This window comes from Bacteroides ihuae (assembly GCF_900104585.1).
Lineage (GTDB): Bacteria > Bacteroidota > Bacteroidia > Bacteroidales > Bacteroidaceae > Bacteroides > Bacteroides ihuae.
This window is the reverse complement of sequence record NZ_FNVX01000006.1, coordinates 631,922-656,883: the sequence shown is the minus strand read 5'-3', so window position 1 is coordinate 656,883 and position 24,962 is coordinate 631,922. Positions and strand designations below refer to the sequence as shown.

General features: G+C 40.3%; 17 protein-coding genes. 10 read left to right on the top strand and 7 right to left on the bottom strand.

Going from position 1 to position 24,962, the window contains the following annotated elements:
* Positions 1-9: 9 nt before the first annotated feature.
* The 7 genes from BQ5338_RS13435 to BQ5338_RS13405 form a co-directional block, all read right to left on the bottom strand.
* Complete coding sequence (locus BQ5338_RS13435; protein ID WP_071147329.1) at positions 10-564, bottom strand: helix-turn-helix domain-containing protein; 555 nt, start codon at positions 562-564, stop codon at positions 10-12.
* Positions 565-576: 12 nt separating this feature from the next.
* The gene (gene proC / locus BQ5338_RS13430) at positions 577-1,353 is read right to left on the bottom strand and encodes a pyrroline-5-carboxylate reductase (RefSeq protein WP_071147328.1); all 777 of its coding nucleotides are present in this window, start codon (positions 1,351-1,353) and stop codon (positions 577-579) included.
* A 118-nt stretch (positions 1,354-1,471) separates the two neighbouring features.
* Positions 1,472-2,605 carry an aspartate aminotransferase family protein gene (locus BQ5338_RS13425; protein ID WP_071147327.1) on the bottom strand — a complete coding sequence of 378 codons (1,134 nt, stop codon included), beginning with the start codon at positions 2,603-2,605 and terminating at the stop codon, positions 1,472-1,474.
* 218 nt (positions 2,606-2,823) lie between these two features.
* A complete protein-coding gene (gene argC, locus BQ5338_RS13420; RefSeq protein ID WP_071147326.1) occupies positions 2,824-3,792 on the bottom strand; it encodes an N-acetyl-gamma-glutamyl-phosphate reductase in 969 nt (322 codons plus the stop codon).
* 47 nt (positions 3,793-3,839) lie between these two features.
* Positions 3,840-5,045, bottom strand: coding sequence for an argininosuccinate synthase (locus BQ5338_RS13415; protein ID WP_071147325.1), 1,206 nt, complete (start codon positions 5,043-5,045; stop codon positions 3,840-3,842).
* A gap of 30 nt (positions 5,046-5,075) precedes the next feature.
* Entirely contained in the window at positions 5,076-5,651 is a 576-nt protein-coding gene (locus tag BQ5338_RS13410; RefSeq protein ID WP_071147324.1) for a GNAT family N-acetyltransferase, read from the bottom strand.
* Positions 5,652-5,724: 73 nt separating this feature from the next.
* Positions 5,725-6,195 carry an arginine repressor gene (locus tag BQ5338_RS13405; protein WP_071147323.1) on the bottom strand — a complete coding sequence of 157 codons (471 nt, stop codon included), beginning with the start codon at positions 6,193-6,195 and terminating at the stop codon, positions 5,725-5,727.
* A 223-nt stretch (positions 6,196-6,418) separates the two neighbouring features.
* Here BQ5338_RS13405 and BQ5338_RS13400 point away from each other — a divergent pair, with 223 nt between their 5' ends.
* The 10 genes from BQ5338_RS13400 (at position 6,419) to BQ5338_RS13355 (ending at position 24,859) form a co-directional block, all read left to right on the top strand.
* A complete protein-coding gene (locus tag BQ5338_RS13400; protein WP_071147322.1) occupies positions 6,419-8,947 on the top strand; it encodes a glycoside hydrolase family 88 protein in 2,529 nt (842 codons plus the stop codon).
* 40 nt (positions 8,948-8,987) lie between these two features.
* On the top strand, positions 8,988-11,735 hold the full coding sequence (locus BQ5338_RS13395) for an alpha-L-rhamnosidase (protein ID WP_071147321.1): 2,748 nt from the start codon (positions 8,988-8,990) through the stop codon (positions 11,733-11,735).
* A 298-nt stretch (positions 11,736-12,033) separates the two neighbouring features.
* Positions 12,034-13,503: a rhamnulokinase gene (locus BQ5338_RS13390; RefSeq protein WP_071147884.1), complete on the top strand. Its 1,470-nt coding sequence runs from the start codon at positions 12,034-12,036 to the stop codon at positions 13,501-13,503.
* A 22-nt stretch (positions 13,504-13,525) separates the two neighbouring features.
* Positions 13,526-14,785 carry an L-rhamnose isomerase gene (locus BQ5338_RS13385; RefSeq protein ID WP_205409955.1) on the top strand — a complete coding sequence of 420 codons (1,260 nt, stop codon included), beginning with the start codon at positions 13,526-13,528 and terminating at the stop codon, positions 14,783-14,785.
* A 30-nt stretch (positions 14,786-14,815) separates the two neighbouring features.
* Positions 14,816-15,844, top strand: a complete 1,029-nt coding sequence (gene rhaT / locus BQ5338_RS13380; protein ID WP_071147319.1) for an L-rhamnose/proton symporter RhaT — start codon at positions 14,816-14,818, stop codon at positions 15,842-15,844.
* 26 nt (positions 15,845-15,870) lie between these two features.
* Positions 15,871-16,680 carry a rhamnulose-1-phosphate aldolase gene (gene rhaD / locus BQ5338_RS13375; protein ID WP_071147318.1) on the top strand — a complete coding sequence of 270 codons (810 nt, stop codon included), beginning with the start codon at positions 15,871-15,873 and terminating at the stop codon, positions 16,678-16,680.
* A 98-nt stretch (positions 16,681-16,778) separates the two neighbouring features.
* Complete coding sequence (locus BQ5338_RS13370; protein WP_071147883.1) at positions 16,779-18,089, top strand: glycoside hydrolase family 88/105 protein; 1,311 nt, start codon at positions 16,779-16,781, stop codon at positions 18,087-18,089.
* A 214-nt stretch (positions 18,090-18,303) separates the two neighbouring features.
* Positions 18,304-19,218 (top strand): AraC family transcriptional regulator, encoded by a 915-nt coding sequence (locus tag BQ5338_RS13365; protein WP_071147317.1) that lies wholly within the window; start codon positions 18,304-18,306, stop codon positions 19,216-19,218.
* 297 nt (positions 19,219-19,515) lie between these two features.
* Positions 19,516-22,749, top strand: a complete 3,234-nt coding sequence (locus BQ5338_RS13360; RefSeq protein WP_071147316.1) for a SusC/RagA family TonB-linked outer membrane protein — start codon at positions 19,516-19,518, stop codon at positions 22,747-22,749.
* Positions 22,750-22,768: 19 nt separating this feature from the next.
* On the top strand, positions 22,769-24,859 hold the full coding sequence (locus tag BQ5338_RS13355; protein ID WP_071147315.1) for a RagB/SusD family nutrient uptake outer membrane protein: 2,091 nt from the start codon (positions 22,769-22,771) through the stop codon (positions 24,857-24,859).
* The last annotated feature ends 103 nt before the right edge of the window (positions 24,860-24,962 follow it).

Here is a 24,962-nt window from a genome sequence, read left to right as displayed (position 1 = left end):
ATTGAGTGTTTACATGATAACAGCAAGAAAACGTACCATTTTACCGTTGAGCGCTTTCATGCCATGAGGCAGTTTAGAGTTAAAGTAAATGCTATCTCCTTCACTTAGAACCAACTTTTTACCGGCAATGCATATCATCATGCTACCTTCGAGTACTAAATTAAACTCTTGTCCGTTGTGACTGTTGTGTTGTATGGGCTCATTTTCATCCTTAGGCTCTACGGTTACAATGAAGGGATCGGCAAGTCGATTAATGAATCCTGCTGCCAGAGATTGGTATTTGTATGCCTTTGTACGCTCAATTGATGTGCCTGTTCCTGCTCGCGTGACAAAGTAAGAATTCATTTTTGGTTCTTCGCCAAACATCAGTGCATCTAATGCAATATTATACTGACGAGCCACTTTTTGCAGCATGCTGATTGAAATGTCATATTCGCCACTTTCGGCCTGTTTATACTCTTTGGCTGATAGTTCGCAATCGTGTACAATGTCTTCAACCGTTAGTTCGAGCACCTCTCGCAGACCGCGAAGGCGCTCTGCTATTTGCTTTATTTGTTCATCCATATTATTGTGTTTTTAGTTTGAGCTTGCTTTTATGGCACGAATGATGGCAGAAGAGAATCCTGCATGTTCCAATTCATTGATCCCTTTGATGGTAATTCCGCCGGGAGTGGTAACTTTGTCTATCTCAATGCTGGGATGAGTGTCGTTAGCCAAAATGAGTTCCGCTGCTCCTTTCACCGATTGTGCCACCATCTTCATGGCGTCTTTTGGATAGATACCCATTTCCACACCTGCTTGCATGCCTGCCTGAATATATTTCAATACGTAAGCAATGCCACAAGAGGCGAGAGCTGTAGAGGGAGTCATCTGTTTTTCGGGAATGAGCATGGCCAACCCCATCTCATTCAAGAGGTTCAGCATAAATGCTTCTTGTTGGGGTGAAGCATTGTGTGAGGCTATCAGCGTCATGCTTTGCAATTGCGAGATAGCAGTGTTGGGCATTAAGCGAAAAATGGTAGCCGAAGAACTGATCCATTGTTCATATTCAGAGAAAGTAATACCCGAAGCAACGGAAGCGATAAGTTGCTTTTCAGGTTTAAGAGATAGATTACTGATTACCTCTTTCATTAGCCAGGGTTTTACAGCCAGAATAACAAGATCTGCGTCATCTACTGCTGTCTGATTGCTATTGGTTACTTGTATGTCTTTGTTGAAGACTTTTAAGGCATCCAGTTTCCCGTTGGTGGGATTTGCTACAGTGATTTCTGCAGCTTTAATGAGTTGTCCTTGTGCCAATCCGCGGGCAATGGCACCGCCCATGTTCCCGGCTCCGATAATTGCAACTTTCATGTATCTTAATTTTAAGTTTAATAGAGAGATAATCAGCACTTTAAAGGTAAAATGCTGATTATTATGGTGGCAAAGTTACAAGTTTTACGGACAAAGTGTACGTTGGTCTATAAAAAACTTATGGCTGCTGTTTTAAAACTTTCTCAAGTCGCTCTAAAAAGACGTCTGCTTCTTTGATGCTTAGGCAAAGAGGAGGCAATAGGCGGATGACGTTTGTTCCGCTTACTCCTGTAAATACTTTCTGCTCAAAGAGCAATTTACTGCGAAGCTCTTTGATAGGCTCTTCAAATTCCATTCCAATTATTAATCCGCGACCACGCACTTCTTTTATTTGTGGATAAGTTCTCAGCTTTTCAATCAAATATGCACCTACAAGAGCAGCATTTTCCACCAAATGTTCTTTTTCCATGGTGTCCATCACTGCCAAAGCTGCTGCACAAGCTAAATGATTACCACCAAAGGTAGTGCCTAACATTCCATAGACGGCTTTGAACATAGGTGAAATGAGTACACCTGCCATAGGGAAGCCATTGCCAATGCCCTTAGCGACAGTGATAATGTCTGCTTTGATGCCTGCATATTGGTGGGCGAAGAACTTGCCACTACGGCCGTATCCGCTTTGTATTTCATCTAAAATGAGCACTGTTTTAGTTGCTGTACATACTTCACGAAGCTCCTTGAAGAAATCATCAGTCGGTAGTTTAATACCACCTACTCCCTGTATACCTTCAATGATAACGGCGCAAACATCTTTTTTGGATAGCTCAGCTTTTACTGCCTCTATGTCGTTTAAAGGCAAGTAAGTAGTGTGTCCATTTGCATTGATCGGGGCAATAATTTTAGGATTATCAGTTGTTTCTACAGCTAGAGATGTACGTCCATGGAATGATTTAGAGAATGAAATAACACGGGTACGTCCATTATGAAATGACGCTAGTTTCAGAGCATTTTCATTGGCCTCAGCACCTGTATTAATAAGGAATAAGGAGTAATCATCATACCCAGAGATCACACCTAACCGAGTTGCGACCTGCTGTTGTAGTTTGTTGATTACCGAATTTGAATAAAAGCCTAATTTGCTGACTTGTTCACTTATCATCTCTACATAGTGAGGGTGACTGTGTCCAATGGAGATGACAGCATGTCCGCCATATAGATCGAGATACTCTGTTCCATTCTCGTCCCATACTTGGCATCCTTTACCTTTTACTATATTGATATCAAAAAGTGGATAAACGTCGAATAATTTCATGATAAAATCCTCCTTCTGCCTTTGTTGTTCCGAGAATTCAGGTTTTTTCTCAAAAGAACTTAGGTCAGATTTATTTTTTTTATTAATATTTTAGCAGAATCAGTTTCGTTATAGTTCGAAACTGAGTGGTCTGAATTTCTTGTTTTTGTACACTTCCTATAAAAGCGATAAGTGCTTCAATTACATTTTTCAAAATAAGTGTGCTTGCCGTTGGACTCTTAGAACGCAGAAGGCTTCAATCGAAGCCCCACTGTCTCTTCTAGGTTGAACATCAGGTTCATGTTGTGTACTGCTTGACCTGAAGCGCCTTTGAGCAAATTGTCTATGCAAGAGACGATAAGGAGCTTATCGTTATGTTTCTCTAAATGAATGAGACATTTATTGGTGTTTAATACTTGCTTTAAATCGATGTTCTTTTCTATAATGTGCACGAATGAATCCTCTTCATAATACTCCTCGTACATGCGAACGATCTCGCTTAACTCCACCTTGGTCTTCACTACCAATGTAGCAAAAATACCCCGTGGAAAGTCACCTCGATAAGGGATGAAATCAATTTCTACATCGAAGCTATTTTGAAGTTTCTTTAATGATTGCTTAATTTCGGGCACATGCTGATGGTCGAACGCTTTGTAGATACTCATATTATTGTTTCGCCAGCTGAAATGGCTGGTTGCTCCCGGCTTTACTCCCGCACCTGTACTTCCTGTAATGGCGTTTACCGTCACATCTTCATTAAGCATTAGGTGCTTGGCTAGCGGTAGCAAACCTAGTTCGATGCATGTGGCAAAACATCCGGGATTGGCTACGTGTTTTGCTTTGCAGATAGCACGTCGATTTAATTCGGGTAATCCGTAAAGGAAATCGTGTTCGTCACTTTCGATGCGATAATCCATCGAAAGATCTATGATTTTGAGCTCCTGAGGCACATTGTGACTTCCCATGAACTTGCGGGTATCACCATGTGCGGTGCAGAAGAAGAGCACATCAATTTCATCTAGTGGCAACGCATCAGTGAATGTCAGATCACATTCTCCGTATAGTCCCTCGTGCACGTCTGTAATTTTGTTGCCGGCGTTGCTAGTGCTATTGATAAAAACAATCTCTGCTTCGGGATGGTTAATCAGTAAGCGAATAAGTTCTCCGGCCGTATAGCCTGCTCCGCCGATAATTCCTGCTTTAATCATATTTGTATTTAAGTTGGGCAGCCCTCTTTCAAAGGCTGCCTCAATTATTATAATTCTTTTCCGTTTTTCTTTTGATTAGCATAGTATACACGCAAAGGCGTAGAAAGTATCTTAGTGAACCCTTTAGCGTCCTCTGCAGTCCAGCCTTTCTGGATTTCTCCATATTCCCCAAATTCAGTTTTTACTAGGTCGTAAGCCGATTCCACTCCTACTAAAGTGTAGCTATATGGACGAAGGATAATGCTCACAGTACCATTTACATTTTGTTGAGAACTAAGTAACATTGCTTCAATGTCGCGCATCACAGGTTCCAAATACTGTGCTTCGTGTAGAAACATCCCGTACCACGTACCCACTTGATCTTTCCAGTACTGCTGCCACTTGCTGAGTGTGTGCTTCTCTAACATCTTGTGTGCGTTGATAATAAGAATTGGCGCTGCGGCCTCAAATCCTACTCTACCTTTAATGCCAATGATTGTGTCACCGATGTGCATATCACGACCAATGGCATATTTACTACCAATCTCTTCTACTTTATTAATGGCTTTCACTTTATCTGCAAACACTTCGCCATTCACCGCATAAATCTCTCCTTCTTTAAATTCGATCTTCAGCGTTTCAGTCCCTTTTTCAGCTACCTGACTGGGATAAGCCTCTTCAGGCAACGTTTGCTCGCTGTGCAATGTTTCTTTACCACCTATGCTGGTCCCCCAAAGTCCTTTGTTAATGGAATATTCCATCTTCACAAAGTCAGCCACATAACCATGCTCGCGCAAATAATTTATCTCATATTCACGAGTAAGGATCATGTCGCGTGTTGGAGTAATGATTTCGATGCCCGGAGCAAGTACGTCAAAAGTAAGGTCGAAACGAATTTGATCGTTGCCGGCACCCGTACTACCGTGTGCTATTGCGTCGGCACCTATTTCACGTGCATAATTGGCGATAGCAATGGCTTGAAAGATACGCTCAGAGCTAACCGATATAGGGTAAGTACCATTGCGTAACACATTACCGAATACCATGTATTTGATACTCTTGTTATAGTAATCTTGAGTAACATCTATCGTGGCGTGTTTTACTGCTCCCAATTTGTATGCTTTTTCTTCAATCGTCTTCAGCTCTTCAGGGCTGAAACCTCCTGTGTTTGCTATCGCAGTGTATACTTCGCATTCTTTCTCTTGTGATAAGTACATGGCACAAAACGAGGTGTCTAATCCACCGCTAAATGCTAAAACAACTTTCTTTTTCATACTATCTTAGTCTTTCAAAATGATTATATTCTACTTTCCCGGTTTTTCTCCTTGCTCTTCAGTTTTATGTTGCTTTGTAGGGTCGTAAAGCATTGCAGTGCAGATGCAATATTTTCTTTCTGTGCGTTCTAATACATCATGATTGCAACATCCTTCGCATCCTTTCCAAAAGGCTTCATCAGTTGTTAATTCAGAAAATGGGACAGGAACATATCCGAGCTCTGTATTTATTTTCATCACTGCCCCTCCGCTTGTAAGGCCAAATAACTTTGCATTTGGCCATAGCGATCGAGAGAGGTTGAAAGCTGCCTTTTTAATTCGTTTAGCCAATCCTTGACTACGAAATTTTTCGACCACTATGAGTCCGGAATTAGCCACATACTGTTTGTTACCCCACGATTCGATGTAGCAGAATCCTGCAAATTCTTCACCGTTGAGTGCAATGATGGCTTTTCCTTCTCTCATCTTTTGCGCCACATATTCGTGTGTACGCTTTGCAATGCCTGTGCCTCTTACCTTAGCTGCGGCAGAGATTGTTTCTAATATAGTGTCAACATAAACCTCGTGTGAGGCGTCGGCTACCATAACATCTATTTGAGTGTCCATTTAATTATAAGCTTTTAGCCTTTTAAAATTTGAATGATATGTTCTGAGTTTAGGTTTCTAATCTCTTTAGTCGTTATAAGCTTGGAATAATTAAGGCTAAGAAATTGCGTACCATCATCTGCTGTGCTCCTTCACGGAGAACAAGCATGATCGTGTCATCTCCAGCTATGGTGCCTAGAAGGTCACTAAACTCATGATTGTCAATGTCATATGCCATGCTACTGGCATATCCGGGGCGAGTTTTTATCACAGCAATGTTTCCCGAAAATTGTAGTGATACAAATCCGTTATTCATTAGCATCTCGCTGGTACTTTGGTCGTTTGCTCGTTTGTACATGGTGTTGTTAGGCAAAACATAGACATACTTACCATTCATGCTGGCAGCTTTCGCTACTTTAAGCTGTTTAAGGTCACGAGAAAGGGTAGCTTGAGTCAGCTTAAACTTCTCTTTACTCAGCTCTTGTAATAGTTCTTCCTGAGAGCCAATCTCCTTGCTAGAGATAATCATTTTGATGGCATCTAATCGGTTCGCTTTTTTCTTCATATTGTATAATTATTCTAAGAATACTGCAAAAGTATGCATTTATTTGGAGAGTTAGTGCATAATCCTCCTTTTTTTTATTCTTTTTATACATTAAGATTGCATAGAAATAGCAAAAAGGATAAGATTACAATCAAAAAGCCAACGAACTATATCGATTTTTCTTATTATGTTTGTAACATAAATCATTCTATTAATCTTTAGGAACTATAAAAGCACGTTGATCATGAAAAAACTGTTTGGATATTTCTCTTTTCTTTTTCTAATAATCTCTTCTTTTTCTTTAGAAGCGAAGGTATCACTTCCTGCTATCTTTTCGGATAATATGGTGCTGCAGCAAAACACGTCGATAAATATATGGGGAAAGGCTAAAGCCGGAGAGAAAGTTTCTGTATCTGTATCTTGGGATAAAAGGGTGTATCGTGTTGTTACACCCGCTGGAGGTAAATGGATGTTGAAATTGAAAACCCCTTTAGCAGCAGAAAATCAAATGCTAACAGTAAAGGGGGAGAATACGATTGTTATTCATAATATATTAATAGGTGAAGTCTGGCTTTGTACAGGGCAATCGAATATGGAATTTCCGGTAGCTAAAGACCCGAAAATGAAGTGGAAGACTGGGATGCTTAGTGAAGCAAAAGAATTAGAAGATGCTGACTATCCACAGATACGTCTTTTTCATGTAGAACATCAATTGGGACATAATGGTGAGATGGATGATTGTACAGGCCGTTGGATGGTTTGTAATTCAGAAAACAGAAGAGATTTCTCTGCTGTAGGATTTGTTTTTGGCCGTAAATTATATAAGGAATTAGAGAAGCCAATAGGGCTCATTCAATCAACATGGGGTGGAACGCATGCTGAGTCGTGGACGAAGATGGCTGTGATGAGAAATAATCCTCTTTATACTGATGTTCTTCAAGAATTTGCTAAAGAGAAAGTTACGAGAGAAAAGGATGATTGCAAAGTACCTGCTACTCTGTGGAACGGCATGATTTATCCAATCTTACCTTATACCATTAAAGGAAATATTTGGTATCAGGGAGAATCTAACTCTATTCGCTTTGAGAAATATCAGAGAGTTTTCACTAATATGATAACTAGTTGGCGAAAAGAGTGGGGGCAGCCTGATATGCCTTTCTATTTTGTGCAGATAGCACCGCAATATAAACAACCGGCAGGCATTCGTGAGGCTCAACTTAAAACTTGGCAAAGTGTTAGAAATACTGGTATGGCTGTAATAACGGATGCAGGAGATTCTACTGATATACATCCTCGAAACAAACTTATTACCGGTGAGCGCTTGGCTGCATGGGCTTTGGCTAAGCAATATAAAAAGGATGTGCCTTATTCAGGACCGTTATACAAGAGCCTGATAGTAAAGAATGGTAAAGCTGTTTTGTCTTTTGATTATGCTGAAGATGGCCTGACTACAAATGATCATAAGCCTGTTAAGGGATTTTTTATTGCAGGTAAAGATGAGCGTTTTTATCCAGCGCAGGCCACTGTTGTCAATAATAATAGGTTAGAGGTTTCCGCTCCTGAGGTGTCGGAGCCCGTTGCTGTTCGCTATGGCTATGCTAACTTTTTCCGAGTAAATCTGTGCAATCTAGCAGGGCTTCCAGCAACGCCTTTCCGTACAGATTCTTTCCCTCCAGATACTTATGCACGTCGATTTGCCGATTCAGAGATGCGCCGTTTTCCAGAAGCATGGCAACTGGATCATGGTACAAAACCTTTCTTTGGTTATGCTCAGGGAGTGGGTTGCTGCGCAATGCTTAGTATGTGGAAGCAAACAGGTGATAAACGGTATTTTGACTATGTGGAGAAATGGGCTGATTCATTGATTAATGATAAAGGAGAAATAGAGTTGTATCATGTCGAAACTTATAATATTGACTATATAAATTCAGGGAAAGTGCTTTTTGATCTTTATCGCCAAACAGGAAAAGCCAAATACAAACTGGCCATGGATGTTCTTATCAAACAGATGAAAAATCATCCTCGTACACTCGAAGGAGGGTATTGGCATAAATTGACTTATCAGCATCAGATATGGCTTGATGGATTATATATGGCTTCGCCTTTTCTTGCGCGTTATGGTGCGGAATTTGACAAACCTGAATGGATAGACGAAGCAGTGAAGCAATTTACTATTTGTCAGAAACATACATATGATGCAAAGACGGGATTATATCATCATGCGTGGGATGAGAGCAAGAGCCAGCGTTGGGCTGATCCGGCAACAGGACATTCACCTAATTTCTGGGGACGTAGTATAGGATGGTGGTTCATGGCATTGGTAGACGCACTCGATTATATCCCGCAAAGTCATCCGGGCCGGGCATCTATGATTACTTGGATACAAGGCTTGGCTGATACGTTGCCTAAATACCAGGATAAGAACGGATTATGGTACCAGGTACTCGACCAGCCTACTCGTGAGGGTAACTTTCCCGAAGCATCTGTTACTGCCCAATTTATGTATGCTTATGCAAAAGCGGTGAATAAAGGTTACCTTGATAAAAAATATCGGATTTATGCAGAAAAAGCATTTAAAGGCTTGCAAGATAAGCTGTTGGTGGAAAACACAGATGGAACGTTAACACTCACTCGCTGTTGTCAAGTCGGTGGCTTAGGGGGTACTCCGTATCGCGATGGTAGCTTCGAATATTATATTGGTGAAAAAATGCGCGATAATGACGCTAAGGCTACAGGTCCATTTATTATGGGCTGCATCGAACTTGGAAAATAGTTTTTTCTCTTAATATACTTATCACTAAACCTTATTACCAATGAATTACTCTAAACAATTACTTATAGCAGCAGGATTGGTTTTAGCAAACCTGATGATGGCACAAACAACTTCGTGGCCTGAGATTAAAATAGAAGCAAAACCTGCTGCTCGTTGGTGGTGGATGGGGAGTGCTGTTGATAAAGAGAATCTTAGCCAGAATATGGAGTCGTATGCTACCTCTGGTATGGGAACGATGGAGATTACGCCTATTTATGGTGTCAAGGGGAATGATAATAAAGAAATATCTTTTCTTTCTCCTCCTTGGATGGAGATGCTTAGATATACTGAAAGTGAGGCTGTTCGTCGGGGTATGCAGATAGATATGAATACAGGTACGGGATGGCCATTTGGTGGTCCTGAAGTGACAATAGAAGATGCCGCCTCAAAATTGCTCGTTGCTGAATTCAAACTTTCGGGTGGAGATCGCTTAAAAGAGAAAATAGCTGTAACAGATAAGGGTCAGAGGTCTTATGCGGTGCTTAGCAGGCTAATGGCTTTTTCAGAAAAAGGACAGTGCTTGAACTTAACCGATAGGGTGAAAGATGGAGTACTTGATTGGAAAGCTCCTAAAGGAAATTGGCGATTAATAGCCGCTTTCTGCGGAAAGACTATGCAAAAGGTAAAGCGTGCTGCTCCCGGTGGTGAAGGTTATGTGATGGATCATCTATCTGCTAAGGCAGTCAAAAACTACCTCAATCGTTTTGAAAAAGCATTTAGTGAGAGTAAAGTACCTTATCCTCATAATTTTTTTAATGATTCGTACGAAGTCTATAAGGCTGATTGGACAGAAGACTTTTTTGAGCAATTTGCCATTCGAAGAGGATATAAACTCGAAGAACATTTGCCCGAATTTCTCTCTGACGAACGAACAGAGGTTGTTGCCCGAATTATTTCTGATTACAGGGAAACAATAGCAGAATTATTACAAGAGAATTTTACTCGCCAATGGACGGAGTGGGCACATAGTCATGGATCTAAAACACGTAATCAAGCGCACGGTTCTCCTGGTAACTTGATTGATCTTTATGCAACAGTAGATGTACCTGAGTGTGAAGGCTTTGGCATTTCCGATTTCGCTATTAAAGGATTGCGTAAAGATTCTTTGACTCGGCCTAACGATTCGGAGCTTTCTATGCTGAAATACGCTTCTTCTGCAGCCCATGTTGCAGGCAAGCCTTATACCTCTTCTGAAACGTTTACTTGGCTGACAGAACATTTTCGTACTTCACTGTCACAGTGTAAACCAGATATTGATTTAATGTTTGTTTCAGGCGTAAACCATACATACTTTCATGGTACTACGTATTCTCCAACTGAAGCGGCATGGCCCGGCTGGAAGTTTTATGCCTCGATAGATATGAGCCCAACCAATAATATTTGGAGAGATGCTCCAGCATTCTTTAATTATATAACTCGCTGCCAGAGTTTTTTGCAGATGGGAAAGCCTGATAATGATTTTTTGTTATATCTGCCTGTTTATGATATGTGGCAAGAACAAGATGGCCGCTTGTTGATGTTCGATATTCATCAAATGGACAAACGTGCACCTAAATTTATAGATGCTGTACATCGCATTAGTAAAGCGGGATATGATGTGGATTACATTTCTGATAATTTCATTCGTTCGTGTACTTGTGTAAATGGACAAATTCGAACTTCTGCAGGTGCTACTTATAAAGCTCTTGTTATTCCCGGTGCCCGTTTTATGCCTGTTGATGTATTAGCTAAACTAATTGCTTTGGTTAATGAAGGTGCTACAATCGTGTTTTTAGGTCAATATCCCCAGGATGTACCGGGATACAATAATCTGGATGCTCGTCGTGCCAAGTTTGGAGAACTGATGAAAACTGTGAAGGACTTACATAAAGGACGCATTCTTTTTGGCACAGATTATGTTGCTACTCTAGCGCAGATAGGCGTACGGGCGGAAGCGTTGAAAACTCAGTTTGGACTTAGTTGTATTCGCCGTAGTAATGAGGATGGATTCCACTATTTTATATCAGCTTTAAAAAGTGAAGATACTGAAGGTTGGGTTCCACTAGGCGTTTCTGCAAAGTCTGCTGTGTTCTATAATCCAATGACAGGTGAAAGTGGGAAAGCACGTTTGCGAAATGTGAACGGGTGTACTGAAGTATATCTTCAGTTAGCCTCTGGTGCTTCTCTTATTCTGAAAATATTTACTACGGTAGATGTGGTGCTGCCCGAGTGGACTTACTTACAAGCCCAGAGAGGAGAGTTTATTCTTGCTAATCAATGGGATTTTCATTTTATAAATAGTCAACCAGAAGTGAAAGGAACTCTTTCGAATATAAAGCTTGGATCATGGACTGATTTTAATTTGCCTGAGGTGAAAACGACTATGGGTACTGGGTGTTACAAAACAACTTTCGCCCTGAATTCTGCTTTGGCTAAAGAATGGATGCTCGATTTGGGAGATGTGCGTGAAAGTGCTCGTGTGCGTATTAACGGGAAAGAAATTGCTACACTCTGGGCTGTCCCTTTTCGTTTACTGATTGGTAAGTATCTCCGTTCTGGACAGAATACGCTTGAGATTGAAGTGACTAATCTACCGGCCAATCGCATTGCCGATATGGATAGGAGGGGTGTGGATTGGCGCATCTTCAAGGAAATAAACTTCGTAGATCGCAATTATAGCAAAATGGGTTATGCTAATTGGTTACCTGTGCCCAGCGGTTTGTTAGGACCTGTGAAGATTATACCGATGAACAATGATATTGTTTATTGATATTTAGATTTTCACTATTTATCGTTGTCGTAGCATCATATTAATTGAAAATTTATTGAGTCCTTTTTTCATTGTTTTTTATAATCAAATATTACACCATTTCCATCAAAACATACACATTAGGTAAGTATATTTCTTGTTAGATTTGTGATATTAAATGATTCTTAGTACGAATGTAAAGATGGACGCTATGAAGAACAGAACTTTTCTTGTTGGACTATAGCTGATATTCATGAATTTTAATGCTCCGAGGAGTACAATCTTGCTAGTTAAAAAAAATAATTTATCAACATACACTATGAAACAGTGTTTTTTTGCAGTCGATTTGGGGGCCACCAGTGGGCGTACTATTTTAGGTTCTTTATCAGATAAAGGGCTTGAATTGGAGGAAGTAAACCGTTTTCCTAACCATTTAATTGAAGTTGGAGGGCATTTCTATTGGGACATCTATGCTTTGTATCAGCATATTGTAGATGGTTTGAAACTTGCTGCTCAGCGAGAGGTGAAAATTACATCTATTGGGATCGATACTTGGGGGGTTGATTTTGTTTGTGTAGGTGAGGATGGACATATTCTTCGTCAGCCTTATGCTTATCGCGATCCTCATACTAATGGAGCACCTGAGGCTTTTTTTAGTCGTGTATCTCGTAGTCGTGTTTATGAATTGACAGGTATTCAGGTGATGAACTTTAATTCACTGTTCCAGATTGATACGCTTCGTCGTAATCGTGATAGTGCTCTCACTGCTGCTAAAAAAATACTTTTTATTCCGGATGCTTTGTCTTATATGCTCTCTGGTGAAATGGTTACAGAATATACCATTGCTACTACAGCGCAATTAGTGAATGCTAAAACACGTAAGTTAGAACCTGAATTGCTTGCAAGTCTTGGTTTGACGGAAGATAACTTTGGACGCTTTGTTTATCCGGGCGAAACAATTGGCGCTTTGAGCGAAGAAGTACAGCAGCAAACCGGACTGGGAGCGATCCCTGTGATAGCTGTTGCCGGACATGATACAGGATCGGCCGTAGCCGCTGTACCTGCACTGAATAATAATTTTGCTTATTTAAGTAGTGGCACTTGGTCACTGATGGGTGTAGAAACAGAAGCGCCGGTGGTAAATGCTGAAACAGAAGCTCTGAACTTTACTAATGAAGGTGGTGTGGAAGGTACTATCCGGTTACTGAAAAACATTTGTGGCATGTGGCTTTTGGAACGTTGCCGTGCTGAGTGGGGAGAAACATCTTATCCTGATTTGATAGCTGAGGCACAAGTTGCTGAGCCTTTTCGGAGCATTATCAATCCTGATGATGCACTTTTCGCTAATCCTACCCACATGGAGAAGGTTATTTGCACTTACTGCGAGGCAACTGGGCAGCCCGTTCCGGATACTCGTGCTCGTATTGTGCGTTGCATATTCGAAAGCTTGGCACTGCGTTATCGTCAGGTGCTAGAGAATCTTACCAAACTTTCTCCTCGTCCTGTTGAGGCACTTCACGTTATCGGTGGAGGCAGTCGAAATGATCTTTTGAATCAGTTTACAGCTAACTCTACAGGGATAACAGTTATTGCCGGACCATCAGAGGCTACAGCCATCGGTAATGTTATGATACAGGCTATGACCTCAGGTGTAGCTAATAGTATTGGTGAAATGAGAAAGCAAATCAATGCTTCTATTCCTCTTGCTACTTTTCAACCTCAGGATGCTGCAGATTGGAATGAAGCGTATGCACAGTATCTTACTATATTGACTAATAAAAGTAAATAAATAATAACTTAAAAAAGATTATATTATGAAAGAAGAATTGATTAAAAAAGCCTATGAGATTGCAGTAGAACGCTATGCAGCTGTTGGTGTTGATGCTGATAAAGCCATTAATGAGTTACAAAAAATAGCATTGTCACTCCATTGCTGGCAGGCAGATGACGTAGCTGGTTTTGAAAATCCAGACGGACAACTTTCAGGAGGTATTCAAGCAACAGGTAACCATCCTGGCAAAGCTCGTAATATTGAAGAGTTACGTCAAGACATCCTTAAGGCAGCTAGCTATATTCCGGGAACTCATCGTTTGAACCTTCATGCTACTTACGGTGATTTTGGTGGCAAGTTTGTTGATCGCGATCAAATTGAACCTAAACACTTTGAAAGCTGGATGCAGTGGGGAAAAGAAAACGGTATGAAACTTGATTTTAACTCAACTTCATTTTCACATCCTAAGAGTGGTAGTCTTTCGTTATCAAATCCTGATGATAGCATTCGTGACTTCTGGGTAGAACATACAAAGCGCAGCCGTGCTATTGCTGAAGCAATGGGTAAATTTCAGGGTGATCCTTGTATCATGAACCTTTGGATTCACGATGGTAGTAAAGATCAAACAGTGAACCGTTTGCGTTACCGCGAGTTATTGAAACAGTCACTGGATGAGATTTTCGCAACGAAGTATGACAATATGAAAGACTGTATCGAGGCCAAACTTTTCGGAATTGGAGCAGAAAGCTACACTGTTGGTTCTTATGACTTCTATTTGGGATATGGCTCTAAGAACAATAAGATGGTGACTTTGGATACAGGGCACTTCCACTTGACAGAAAGCATTGCAGACAAGATTTCTTCTTTGTTGCTTTTCACTCCTGAAATTATGTTGCACGTAAGTCGCCCTGTACGTTGGGATAGCGATCACGTAACTATTATGAATGATGATACATTGGATTTGGCAAAAGAAATTATCCGTTGTGGTGCACTTGATAAAGTACATATCGGTCTTGATTATTTCGATGCAAGTATCAATCGTATTGGTGCGTATGTAGTAGGTAGCCGTGCTACACAGAAATGTTTTATGCAAGCATTACTTGAACCTCTTGCTAAACTTCGAGAATATGAAGCGAATGATCAATTGTTCGAACGCCTTGCTCTACTTGAAGAATCAAAAGCACTGCCTTGGAATGCGGTATGGGATATGTTCTGCTTGAAGAATGATGTTCCTGTTGGTGAAGACTTCATTACTGAGGTTCAGAAGTATGAAAACGAAGTAACGTCAAAAAGAATTTAAGATTATAAGCGTCGCTAATATATAGATATCATGAACACACTTATCGGACTTATCATTATTGCTATAGGCAGTCTGGGGCAAAGTAGCTCGTATGTGCCAATCAAAAAAGTAAAGCAATGGAGTTGGGAAAGCTTTTGGTTGGTGCAAGGCATCTTTGCCTGGCTGGTTTTTCCTTTTCTTGGTGCTTTGCTCGCTATTCCTGAAGGTAGTAATTTGTTCGAACTTTGGAGCTCTGGCGGGGCTATGCCTTCTATTGTCTACGGTGTGCTGTGGGGAGTTGGCGGGTTGACGTTTGGTCTGAGTATGCGCTACCTTGGGGTTGCGTTGGGACAAAGTATTGCACTGGGTACATGTGCTGGCTTCGGTACACTTTTTCCTGCTATTTTTAGTGGAAAAGATTTGTTTCATGGCGAAGGATTGCTCTTGTTAATAGGCGTGTGTATTACGTTGGCCGGTATTGCGGTTATTGGATACGCTGGTAGCCTTCGTTCTCAGAACATGACTGATGAGGAAAAGAAAGCCGCTGTGAAGGATTTTGCTTTGACCAAAGGTTTGCTCGTCGCTTTGTTGGCAGGTGTGATGAGTGCTTGTTTTGCTTTAGGGCTTGAAGCTGGAACGCCTATAAAAGAGGCTGCTATTGCAGGTGGCGTTAAGGGACTCTATGCTGGTCTTCCTGTTATCTTCTTGGTAACGTTTGGTGGCTTTATGACCAATGCGACCTATTGTATTCAGCAGAATATAAAGAACAAAACAGGTAAGGAATACTTTACTGTTAAAGGTAGTACTCTGACGAACAATATTTTGTTCTGTGCGCTTGCCGGTGTACTTTGGTATTCTCAATTCTTTGGTCTTGAAATGGGCAAAAGTTTTCTTGATAGTCCGATTCTGTTGGCTTTTTCATGGAGTATCTTGATGTCGCTCAATGTTACATTCAGCAATGTTTGGGGCATCATTTTAAAAGAATGGAAAGGGGCAAGCAGCACAACTGTTTTGGTACTTGTCTTAGGACTGCTAATACTAATTTCGTCTATTATTGTAGTAGCGATGTCGCAAGCTTAAAAAAGAATCAAATAAATAACAAGAATATGAAATCAATATTGGAAAATCGTCCAGTACTTGCTAAGCAGGTAGCTGATGTAGCTGAAGTAGCAGGATATCTCTGGCAAAAAGGCTGGGCTGAACGTAATGGAGGAAATATTACCATCAATATTACGGACGTAATTGATGATGAGATAAGAAACATGAAAGCGATAAGCGACCGAGTGGAGATAGGCTCTTGTCTTCCTCACTTAAAAGGTTGTTACTTCTTTTGTAAAGGAACCAATAAGCGTATGCGCGATTTAGCGCGTTGGCCTATGGAGAACGGATCGGTTATCCGTATTTGTGATGATTGCTCAAGTTATGAAATTATAGCAGATAAGCCTGTTGCTCCCACTTCAGAATTGGCTTCTCATTTATCTATGCACAATTATCTGATAGGTAGCGGCTCTAACTATAAAGCAGCAGTGCATACCCACCCAATTGATTTGGTGGCAATGACTCACAATCCTGCTTTCTTGAAAAAAGATGTGTTGACGAAATTGCTTTGGAGCATGATTCCGGAGACAAGAGCTTTCTGCCCAAAAGGTTTGGGAATTATTCCTTATGCTTTGCCTAGTTCTTTTGAATTGGCAAATGCAACAGTTAAAGAACTTGCTGACTATGACGTAGTAATGTGGGAAAAGCATGGCGTTTGCTCTGTTGGCGAAAATGTAATGGAAGCATTTGATATGGTTGACACGCTTTCCAAATCAGCTCAGATATATCTTACTGCTAAATCAATGGGATTTGAGCCTGAAGGTATGTCGGATAAACTGATGGAAGAGCTTAAAGTCGCTTTTAATCTGCCTAAATAGAGTTCATCTATTATTCTAAAACAAGGACATGAGTGTTTTACATGGACGCTATGTTCTTGTTTTATATCAACTCTACTAGCATTATCAATCTATTAATCATGAATTTAAAGAAAAGTTTGTTGCTGGGTACACTTGCCCTCTGCTTTACCTCTCTGACTTCTCATGCGCAGACAAAAATGACTGCTGAAGAAGCTGCTGTGAAAATTGCAAATCGTATATTGAACAGCACTACCTATGAGTTCAAAAACGCTAAAACCGGGGAAACATATAAATCGGTAAAGGGACTTCCTGTATCGCCGGATGTTAAGGTTGTTTCTAAATATAATCAATGGCATTATACCAATGGTGTAACAAATATTGCATTGATGGATTTGGCTACGAAACTTGGCGACAAGAAATATGAGAAGTATGTCCAGAAGAATATGAATTTTGTATTCAACGACGGCAATCTTGATTTCTTTCGCAAACAATATGATCAAGTTTTTAAAGAAGGTGGCTGGAATGCTATTCGTGATTTGAGCTGGCATATGATTTTCCGAGCTAAGCGCTTGGATGACAACGGTCCGATGGGTGCTAGTCTTATAGAACTACAGATGCGTTATCCTAACAAATCTTTTCTGAACTATATAAATGAGACGGCCGATCATTTAAACTTTGCGGAACCACGTTTAGTAGATGGCACCATCGCACGCTTGTGGCCGCATGTTAATACGATTTGGGCTGATGATGCTTTTATGGCTATTTCTTTCTTAGCTCGTATGGGCAAACTTACCGGAGATCAGAAATATTTTGATGATGCTGCTAATCAAGTGCTCAATTATACACGCTACTTGTGGTGCCCTGAGAAACAACTATATTATCATTGTTATCATACTGACAATAAGGAACATGGCGTGGCGCATTGGAGTCGTTCTAATGGATGGGTCTTTATGGCTCAAGCTGACTTATTGAGCATGTTGCCTAAAGATCACCCATTGCGTGATGAACTGATTAAGAACTTCCGTCAGCAGGCCAGTGGGGTTGCTCGCTATCAAGGGAAAAATGGTCTTTGGCATCAATTGCTTGATAAAGAGGATTCTTACGAAGAAATCACAGGGACAGCCATGTTTGTGTTTGGTATAGCTCGTGGAGTGAAAGAAGGTTGGTTGCATCCCGACTTCATTTATGTGGCCGAGCAAGGACTGAAAGGAATGATGAAATTAATTTCTGATGCTGGAGATGTGAGAGGTATTTGTGTTGGCACGGGCATTATGCCTTCTATAGCCTATTACTATAATCGTCCAACACAAGAAAACGATCCAATGGGCGAGGGTCCAGTCTTGCGTGCGCTTGTCGAAATGATGGATGCTCCGAAATATACTGAAATAAAAGCGGAGGAACAGTACGATAAGATTGTTTCTAAAAAATAAAAGAAATATAGGTACACGGATGGGTTGTATTGGCTAGTATGCCTTTACAGCTCATTTGTATTAAGCTAAAAAGAGTTTATGCCGTCTGGAATGGCTCTTTATTCCTAAAAACTTAACTAGATATCTTAAAAAGCTTTTGTTTTCCTTTCAACATGCTTGTTTTTTGATTTTTATACCTATTTTTGTAGTTCAGACTATCTTTGATGTGGCGCTTATGACTAATAGCTTTAATGATTTAGGAGTCGAGTTTAAGTATCTCATTGTTAATGACAAAGATCACCAGTTCGGGCTTTGGGTTAATACTGTCGGCTTTCAGGCTATTCAACCTAATTCACCATATCCTCTAAAAGACCATCCCTCTGGTTATTTCTTTAATACACTTAAAGGACGTGTGTTGCCAGAATACCAAATCGTTTATATAACCAAAGGGCGAGGGCTTTTTGCTTCTGATTCTACTCCCGAAAGACAAGTCTGTAAAGGACGGCTGATGATTCTTTTTCCGGGGCAGTGGCATACTTATCATCCTTTGCAACAAACTGGTTGGAATGAGCATTATATTGGTTTTGAAGGAGGTATTATTGATAACTTAATAAGAAACTCCTTTATCTCTAAAGAGAACCAAGTACTTGAAGTGGGTTTGAATGAAGAGTTAGTTTCTCTTTTCTCTCGTGCTCTTGAAATTGCTGAAGCTGATAAAATTTCTGCCCAACAATATCTTTCAGGGATTGTGCTCCACATGGTAGGAATAATTCTCTCTGCTTCAAAGAATAAAATTTTCGAAGTGGGTGATGTTGACCAGAAGATAGAACAGGCCAAAATCATTATGAATGAGAATGTGCTGAAAAATGTTGATCCTGAGGAGCTGGCGATGAAACTTAATATAAGCTATTCCTGGTTCAGGAAGGTCTTTAAAGACTATACGGGATATGCTCCTGCTAAATACTTCCAAGAATTGAAGCTTCGTAAGGCCAAGCAACTTCTAGTGGGAACTTCTCAGTCAGTTAAAGAAATTTCTTTTATGCTCGATTATAAATCTACCGAACATTTCTTCTCTCTTTTTAAAAAACGTACTGGTTTTACCCCACTTGAATATCGTGCATATGCCCGTGGTGGGGATGTGAATGAATGATTCTTCGCAGTAATTAAATCTCTCTCTCTTTAGTAAAAAAACGCCTATATGTCTCCTCGGACTTTATCTTTTTATTGTGTAAATCTTTTTGGTGTATCCAGATATCTTATGCGTTGATTTGACGTAAATTACATCAAAAAATGTAGATAAAATCAAATACGAAAGTGTTTCTATCAAAAGAGCTACTCTGCAATCTTCTGGGATGCCTTACTTTTGTCTAAGAATACTGTGCTCGATAACAGCAGCCTGTTAATCTTAAAATTATCTATTAATCATTATATATTTATTTATTAATCTATGAGAATCTTACACAAAAAGCTCTGCTTATTAATGATTCTGTTAATAAGCTGTCCTTTAAGCATTCTTGCTCAAAACAAGACTATCACCGGAACGGTGAAAGATGCTATGGACGTTGTTATTGGCGCATCTGTGGTAGTTAAAGGTAGTGCAACAGGAACTATTACAGATTTAGATGGACACTATTCCATTTCGGTCCCAGCTTCAGCGAAGCAATTAACTATCTCTTTTGTTGGTTACGAAAGTCAAACGGTAGCCATTGGTAATCAATCAAAAATTGATGTTACACTAAAAGAATCTTCATTGATGCTCGATGAAGTTGTAGCTATTGGTTATGCGAAAGTTAAGCGTAGAGACTTGACCGGAGCAACTTCTTCTGTTTCAAGTACTGAATTGGCAGCCGTTCCTGCAATGACTGCCGCACAAGCCCTTCAAGGTAAAGCTGCTGGTGTGAATATTGTTACAGCGAGTGGTGCTCCGGGTGCTGGTGTGAATATTACTGTTCGTGGTGGAACATCTATTACGCAAAAATCCGACCCCCTCTACATCGTCGATGGATTTGAAATGAGTGATGCGCTCACTAGTATTGATGTTAACGATATTGAGACTATTGATATCCTCAAGGATGCCTCATCTACAGCTATTTATGGTGCCAGAGGCTCGAATGGTATTATTTTGATTACTACCAAATCCGGTAAGAAGGGAAAAACTCAAGTTACTTATAATACTTATCTTTCGTTTGATAAGTTATCTAAAAAACTTGATATGATGTCCAATGTCGAGGACTATGTGAAGTATCAGTATGAAATGGCTGAATTGCAAGGTAAAACAGCTATGTGGAGTAACGTTTTTGACAACGGGACGGGTACTGATGCGAGTGATTTCTATTCTGGTGCTTACACCCGTATCAGCAACCGCTATGTCGGTAGTGATGCAATTGATTGGCAGGATGAGGTATTTGGCGGTTCCGCTTTGACTCAAAGCCATAATGTTAATATTTCTACAGGTACAGACAAGACGCAGGTGATGTTGAGCTATAACTATAGTGGTCAGGATGGGCTTTTGGCTAACCATAGCATCAATAAGAATTCGGTCCGTGCCAAAGTTAACTCTGAACTTTATAAAGGTATTCGTTTGGACATGAACACAATGTTTTCCAATACGTCAACAGATGGTGGCGGTGCCTATTCAGGTATGAAAAATGTGCTTCTTCAACCTATTAATGGTGGTACGATGTTTACGCGAGACGAGTTACTTCATACACAAACTTATCCCGATTTTTCAAGTTTAGATTCTAGTTTTGATACGGCTAACCCGCTTGTACAGAACGAAGCTTCAACTTCGAATAAACGTTCTCGGTTGTATACCATCAATGCCGGTTTGGAATTTGATTTTCTGAAACACTTTACTTGGCGTACAGCAGGTAGTTATACTTGGTCTAACAGTAAGTCTACTTCTTTTGCAGATGAGAACTCCACTTCATATATTATGGATCCTAGCAATACTGGTATAAATGGTAGCATAGATAATTCTGAATCATACAAATATCAGATAACAAATACTTTGAATTATAACCAAACTTTCGCTAAAAAGCACAAAGTAAATGTCTTGTTGGGGCAGGAAGTTTCTTATACTGAAAGTGAGAAGAATGGTATTAAATTAGTGAAATTCCCTTATCCTAATCATGGATTGGACGATATTAGTAATGCTACTGTATTGGAGAAGTCCTCGGGACATTCCCGTAGCGGCATTGTCTCTGCTTTTGCACGCGTTAATTATAATTTTGATGAACGTTATCTAGTCACTGCAACAGTTCGTGGGGATGGTTCTTCTAAATTTGCTAAAGGTAATAAATGGGGCATATTCCCATCTATTTCCGGTGCATGGCGTATTTCAGAAGAGAACTTTTGGAAAAACAGTAAGATTGTGAATACAGTAAATAACTTGAAGCTACGTGTCGGCTATGGTATGACAGGTAATAATAATATTGATGATTACCTGTATACTACAGTTCTTTCGCAAACTACTTATCCGATAAACAACAATGAAAATAATTCTGCTTATGTGCCTAGTACGACGTTGGGAAATAAGGATTTAAAATGGGAAACTTTGCATTCTGCCAATGTTGGGTTAGACGTGTCTCTGTTTAACAGCCGTGTGAATCTGACGGCTGAGTGGTATAGTAATTCTATAAATGACTTGCTAATGAAGTGCATAATTCCTTCTTCATCTGGTTATCAATATCAGTATCAAAATGTGGGTGAAATACGTAACCGTGGCTGGGAATTCTCTCTTAATACAGTGAATATCCAAACTAAGAATTTCCGCTGGACTACTGACCTGAATCTCGCATTTAACCGTTCAAAAGTCCTTTCTTTGGAAGCTGAACAGAACTCCAAAACCTTTACTGTGGGAAGCAATCGCTCCGGGCAGGTAAATTACTACGCTGTGGTAGGTCAAGCTTTAGGTGATATGTATGGATATGTGTATAACGGCGTTTATACGACTGACGATTTTACTCAGGATGCTACCGGTACTTTAACGTTGAAAGAGGGTGTTGTAAAACCGGAAAATGGCATTACCGCTCAGCCAGGTAATATCAAGTTTGCTGCTGACAATGAGAGTGGAGACCAATTTACTCGTAAGTTGGTTAAGATAGGTAATGGTACACCCGATTGCATTGGAGGTTTGAACAATACCTTTGCTTTCCACGGTTTCGACTTGAGTGTTTTCCTGAAATTCTCTATTGGTAATGATGTTTATAATGCTACCAAACATAGCATGAGTCCCTATGCGCTATATCAGAATGTACCTTCTGAATTTGGTGACAACTACTATCGTTTGATTGATCCCAGTGTTGGTAAGAAAACTACTTCGTTGGCACGTCTTAAGGAACTGAATCCTAATGAGGCTTCACGTACATGGAGTTTGAGTACAGTGAATTCGGGCTATATTACTTATCCTTCGTCTTATTATGTAGAAGACGGTTCTTACTTGCGTATTGCACAATTGACGTTGGGCTATACCCTACCAAAGGGATTGTTGCGGAAATTTTACATTTCCAACGTACGAGTTTACTTTACTGCGAATAATCTGGCAACAATTACGGGCTATTCTGGCTATGACCCTGAAGTTTCTGCTGCTAACGATAATGTAGTATGTACACCCGGGTATGATAGTTCAACATATCCGCGTTCAAGAAGTTATGTTGTAGGTCTTAACTTAACATTCTAATCTAAAAAAGTTCACTATTATGAAAAAGAAATCAATCATATTATCCAGAATGAAAAAGATATTCGTAGCACTTTCCATTGCTTCTGTTTCTTTGGGAATGACTTCATGCTCGGATTGGCTTGAAATGTCGTCTTATACGGCAGATGATTCGGAAACCGTATTTTCTGACGAAGCAACTGCAGAGATGTATGTAGAGGGTTGCTATCGTGGCTTGATTCATTCGGAAATGTTTTATCAACTCGGTATGGGTGAAACGGTAATGCACTCTTGCGAGGATGGCTCAACCAACAACTCGAAGTATATGATCTGTAATTATAAATACGATCCAACTATTCCTGCTACGGTTACCACTGTATTCAAAGAGCAATATCGTATTATTGAAGCGACCAATATTGGAATTAGCAGATTAAATACAATGCCTGAAACAACCAAACGTAATGCTTTGCTGGGTGAGGTGTTGGCTATTCGTGCTTTTTGTTATCATAATTTAATTCGCATTTATGGCGATGTTCCTGCTGTGTGGAAACCTTTGGAAGAAATGGATCCCAATGATGGGAGTACATTTTATCCTAAACGTTCACCTCGCGATGGCATTTATGATCAAATTATCTCTGATTTGCAGAAAGCCGTTGACTATTTGCCTTGGTATGGTGAAAGTGGTTACAGCACACCTGAACGTTTGTCCAAACAAGGTGCTTATGCATTGCTTGCTCGTGTAGCTCTTTATGCAGGCGGTTATTCGTTACGTTGGAATCTCGAGACAAATGACCCAGCTACTCTTCAGATGGCTCGTCGCGATGATGCAGCTCGTGTAAAAGAACTTTATAAGATAGCTGATGATGCTTGTGAGGCGATTATTTCAAAAGGAGAGAATTCTTTAGTTCAAGCCCAGGGCGGCATGACAGCTTTTCAATATTTATGGTACAATCACTGTCAACGTAACTTCACTGCAACGAATCCTGAAATGATCTTTGAACTGGGAGAGTACGGAACTACTACTAATTCTGATTTTGGTGTATATGCGCATCCCGGTTCAAGAGGAGGCAAGTACGGCTCACGTAAGGCTATGCAATTCATGTTACCGACTTATTATCTATCATTCGATAAAAAGGATATTCGGCGTGATGTCTCTTGTACGTCATATAGTGTTTACTTCTTGAACAAAGGAGCTAGTGACGACACGTGGGTTGACGTAGGTACTACGTATTCTTGTATTATGCCCGGTAAGTTCCGTATTTCATGGTGTGTAGAACCGGCTTCGGCATCTCAACGTAATTTGGATATTCCGATTATGCGTTATGCTGATGTATTGCTGATGTATGCCGAAACACAGAATTACTTAAATAATGGCCCGACGCAGGCTGCCAAGAATGCTTTGCAGGAAGTTCGTGATCGTGCTGGTATAGGTTCGCTTGCGATACCTTCGGGTCAGCAAGATTTTGAGGATGCTATTGTTCAAGAACGTAAGTGGGAGTTTGCTGGTGAATTTACGCTTCGCAGTGATCTGACTCGTATGAATCGTCTGGCTGATGAATTGGCTACTGCCAAGCAAGCAATGAAAGACCTCTCGGATCGTAAGAATGAGTATGAGGATATTTCCACTTATCGTCTATATAAATACCATGTAGATGGGCAGAATTATGGAGATACATTCCTTGCTGTTGACTATATTGGCCTGACCGATGCCAAAGAAATTGAAGTGATTAAGAGTGTGCCTTCAAATGCTGCCGATTACAATGCTTTCCAGATAAAACTGGCTGAGATTGTAAAAGCCCACGGTGTTGCTGTTGCTAGCGGTGACAAATGGTATCCGGTTAACATGTTTGAAGCATATACCAGCACATACAACGGTTATGCACGAAAGCTTGTTGGTTTTACCAACGGTTTTAATGCACTTCAAATAGGTAACATCATTTATACCAAACCGATAGGTTCTGTAGAAAACGGAGGTACTTATCCTAACTGGATTGAAGCTGCTGATGGTAGTGATGGACTTTACTATGGTTTCAAAAAAAACTGTGCAGAGCTTTTTCCTTTTGCTGCTAAGTCTGCCGGTCATCCTATGATTGATAACCCCAATTTGACACAACATCCGGGTTATCTGGAATAACTCATCTTTCGAGTTACTTTGATATTACAAATAGAGTTTCTCCCCTGTTGCCCAATTTCTATGGTAGCAGGGGAGTTCTTTTTGTAGTTCTAGATACACTATC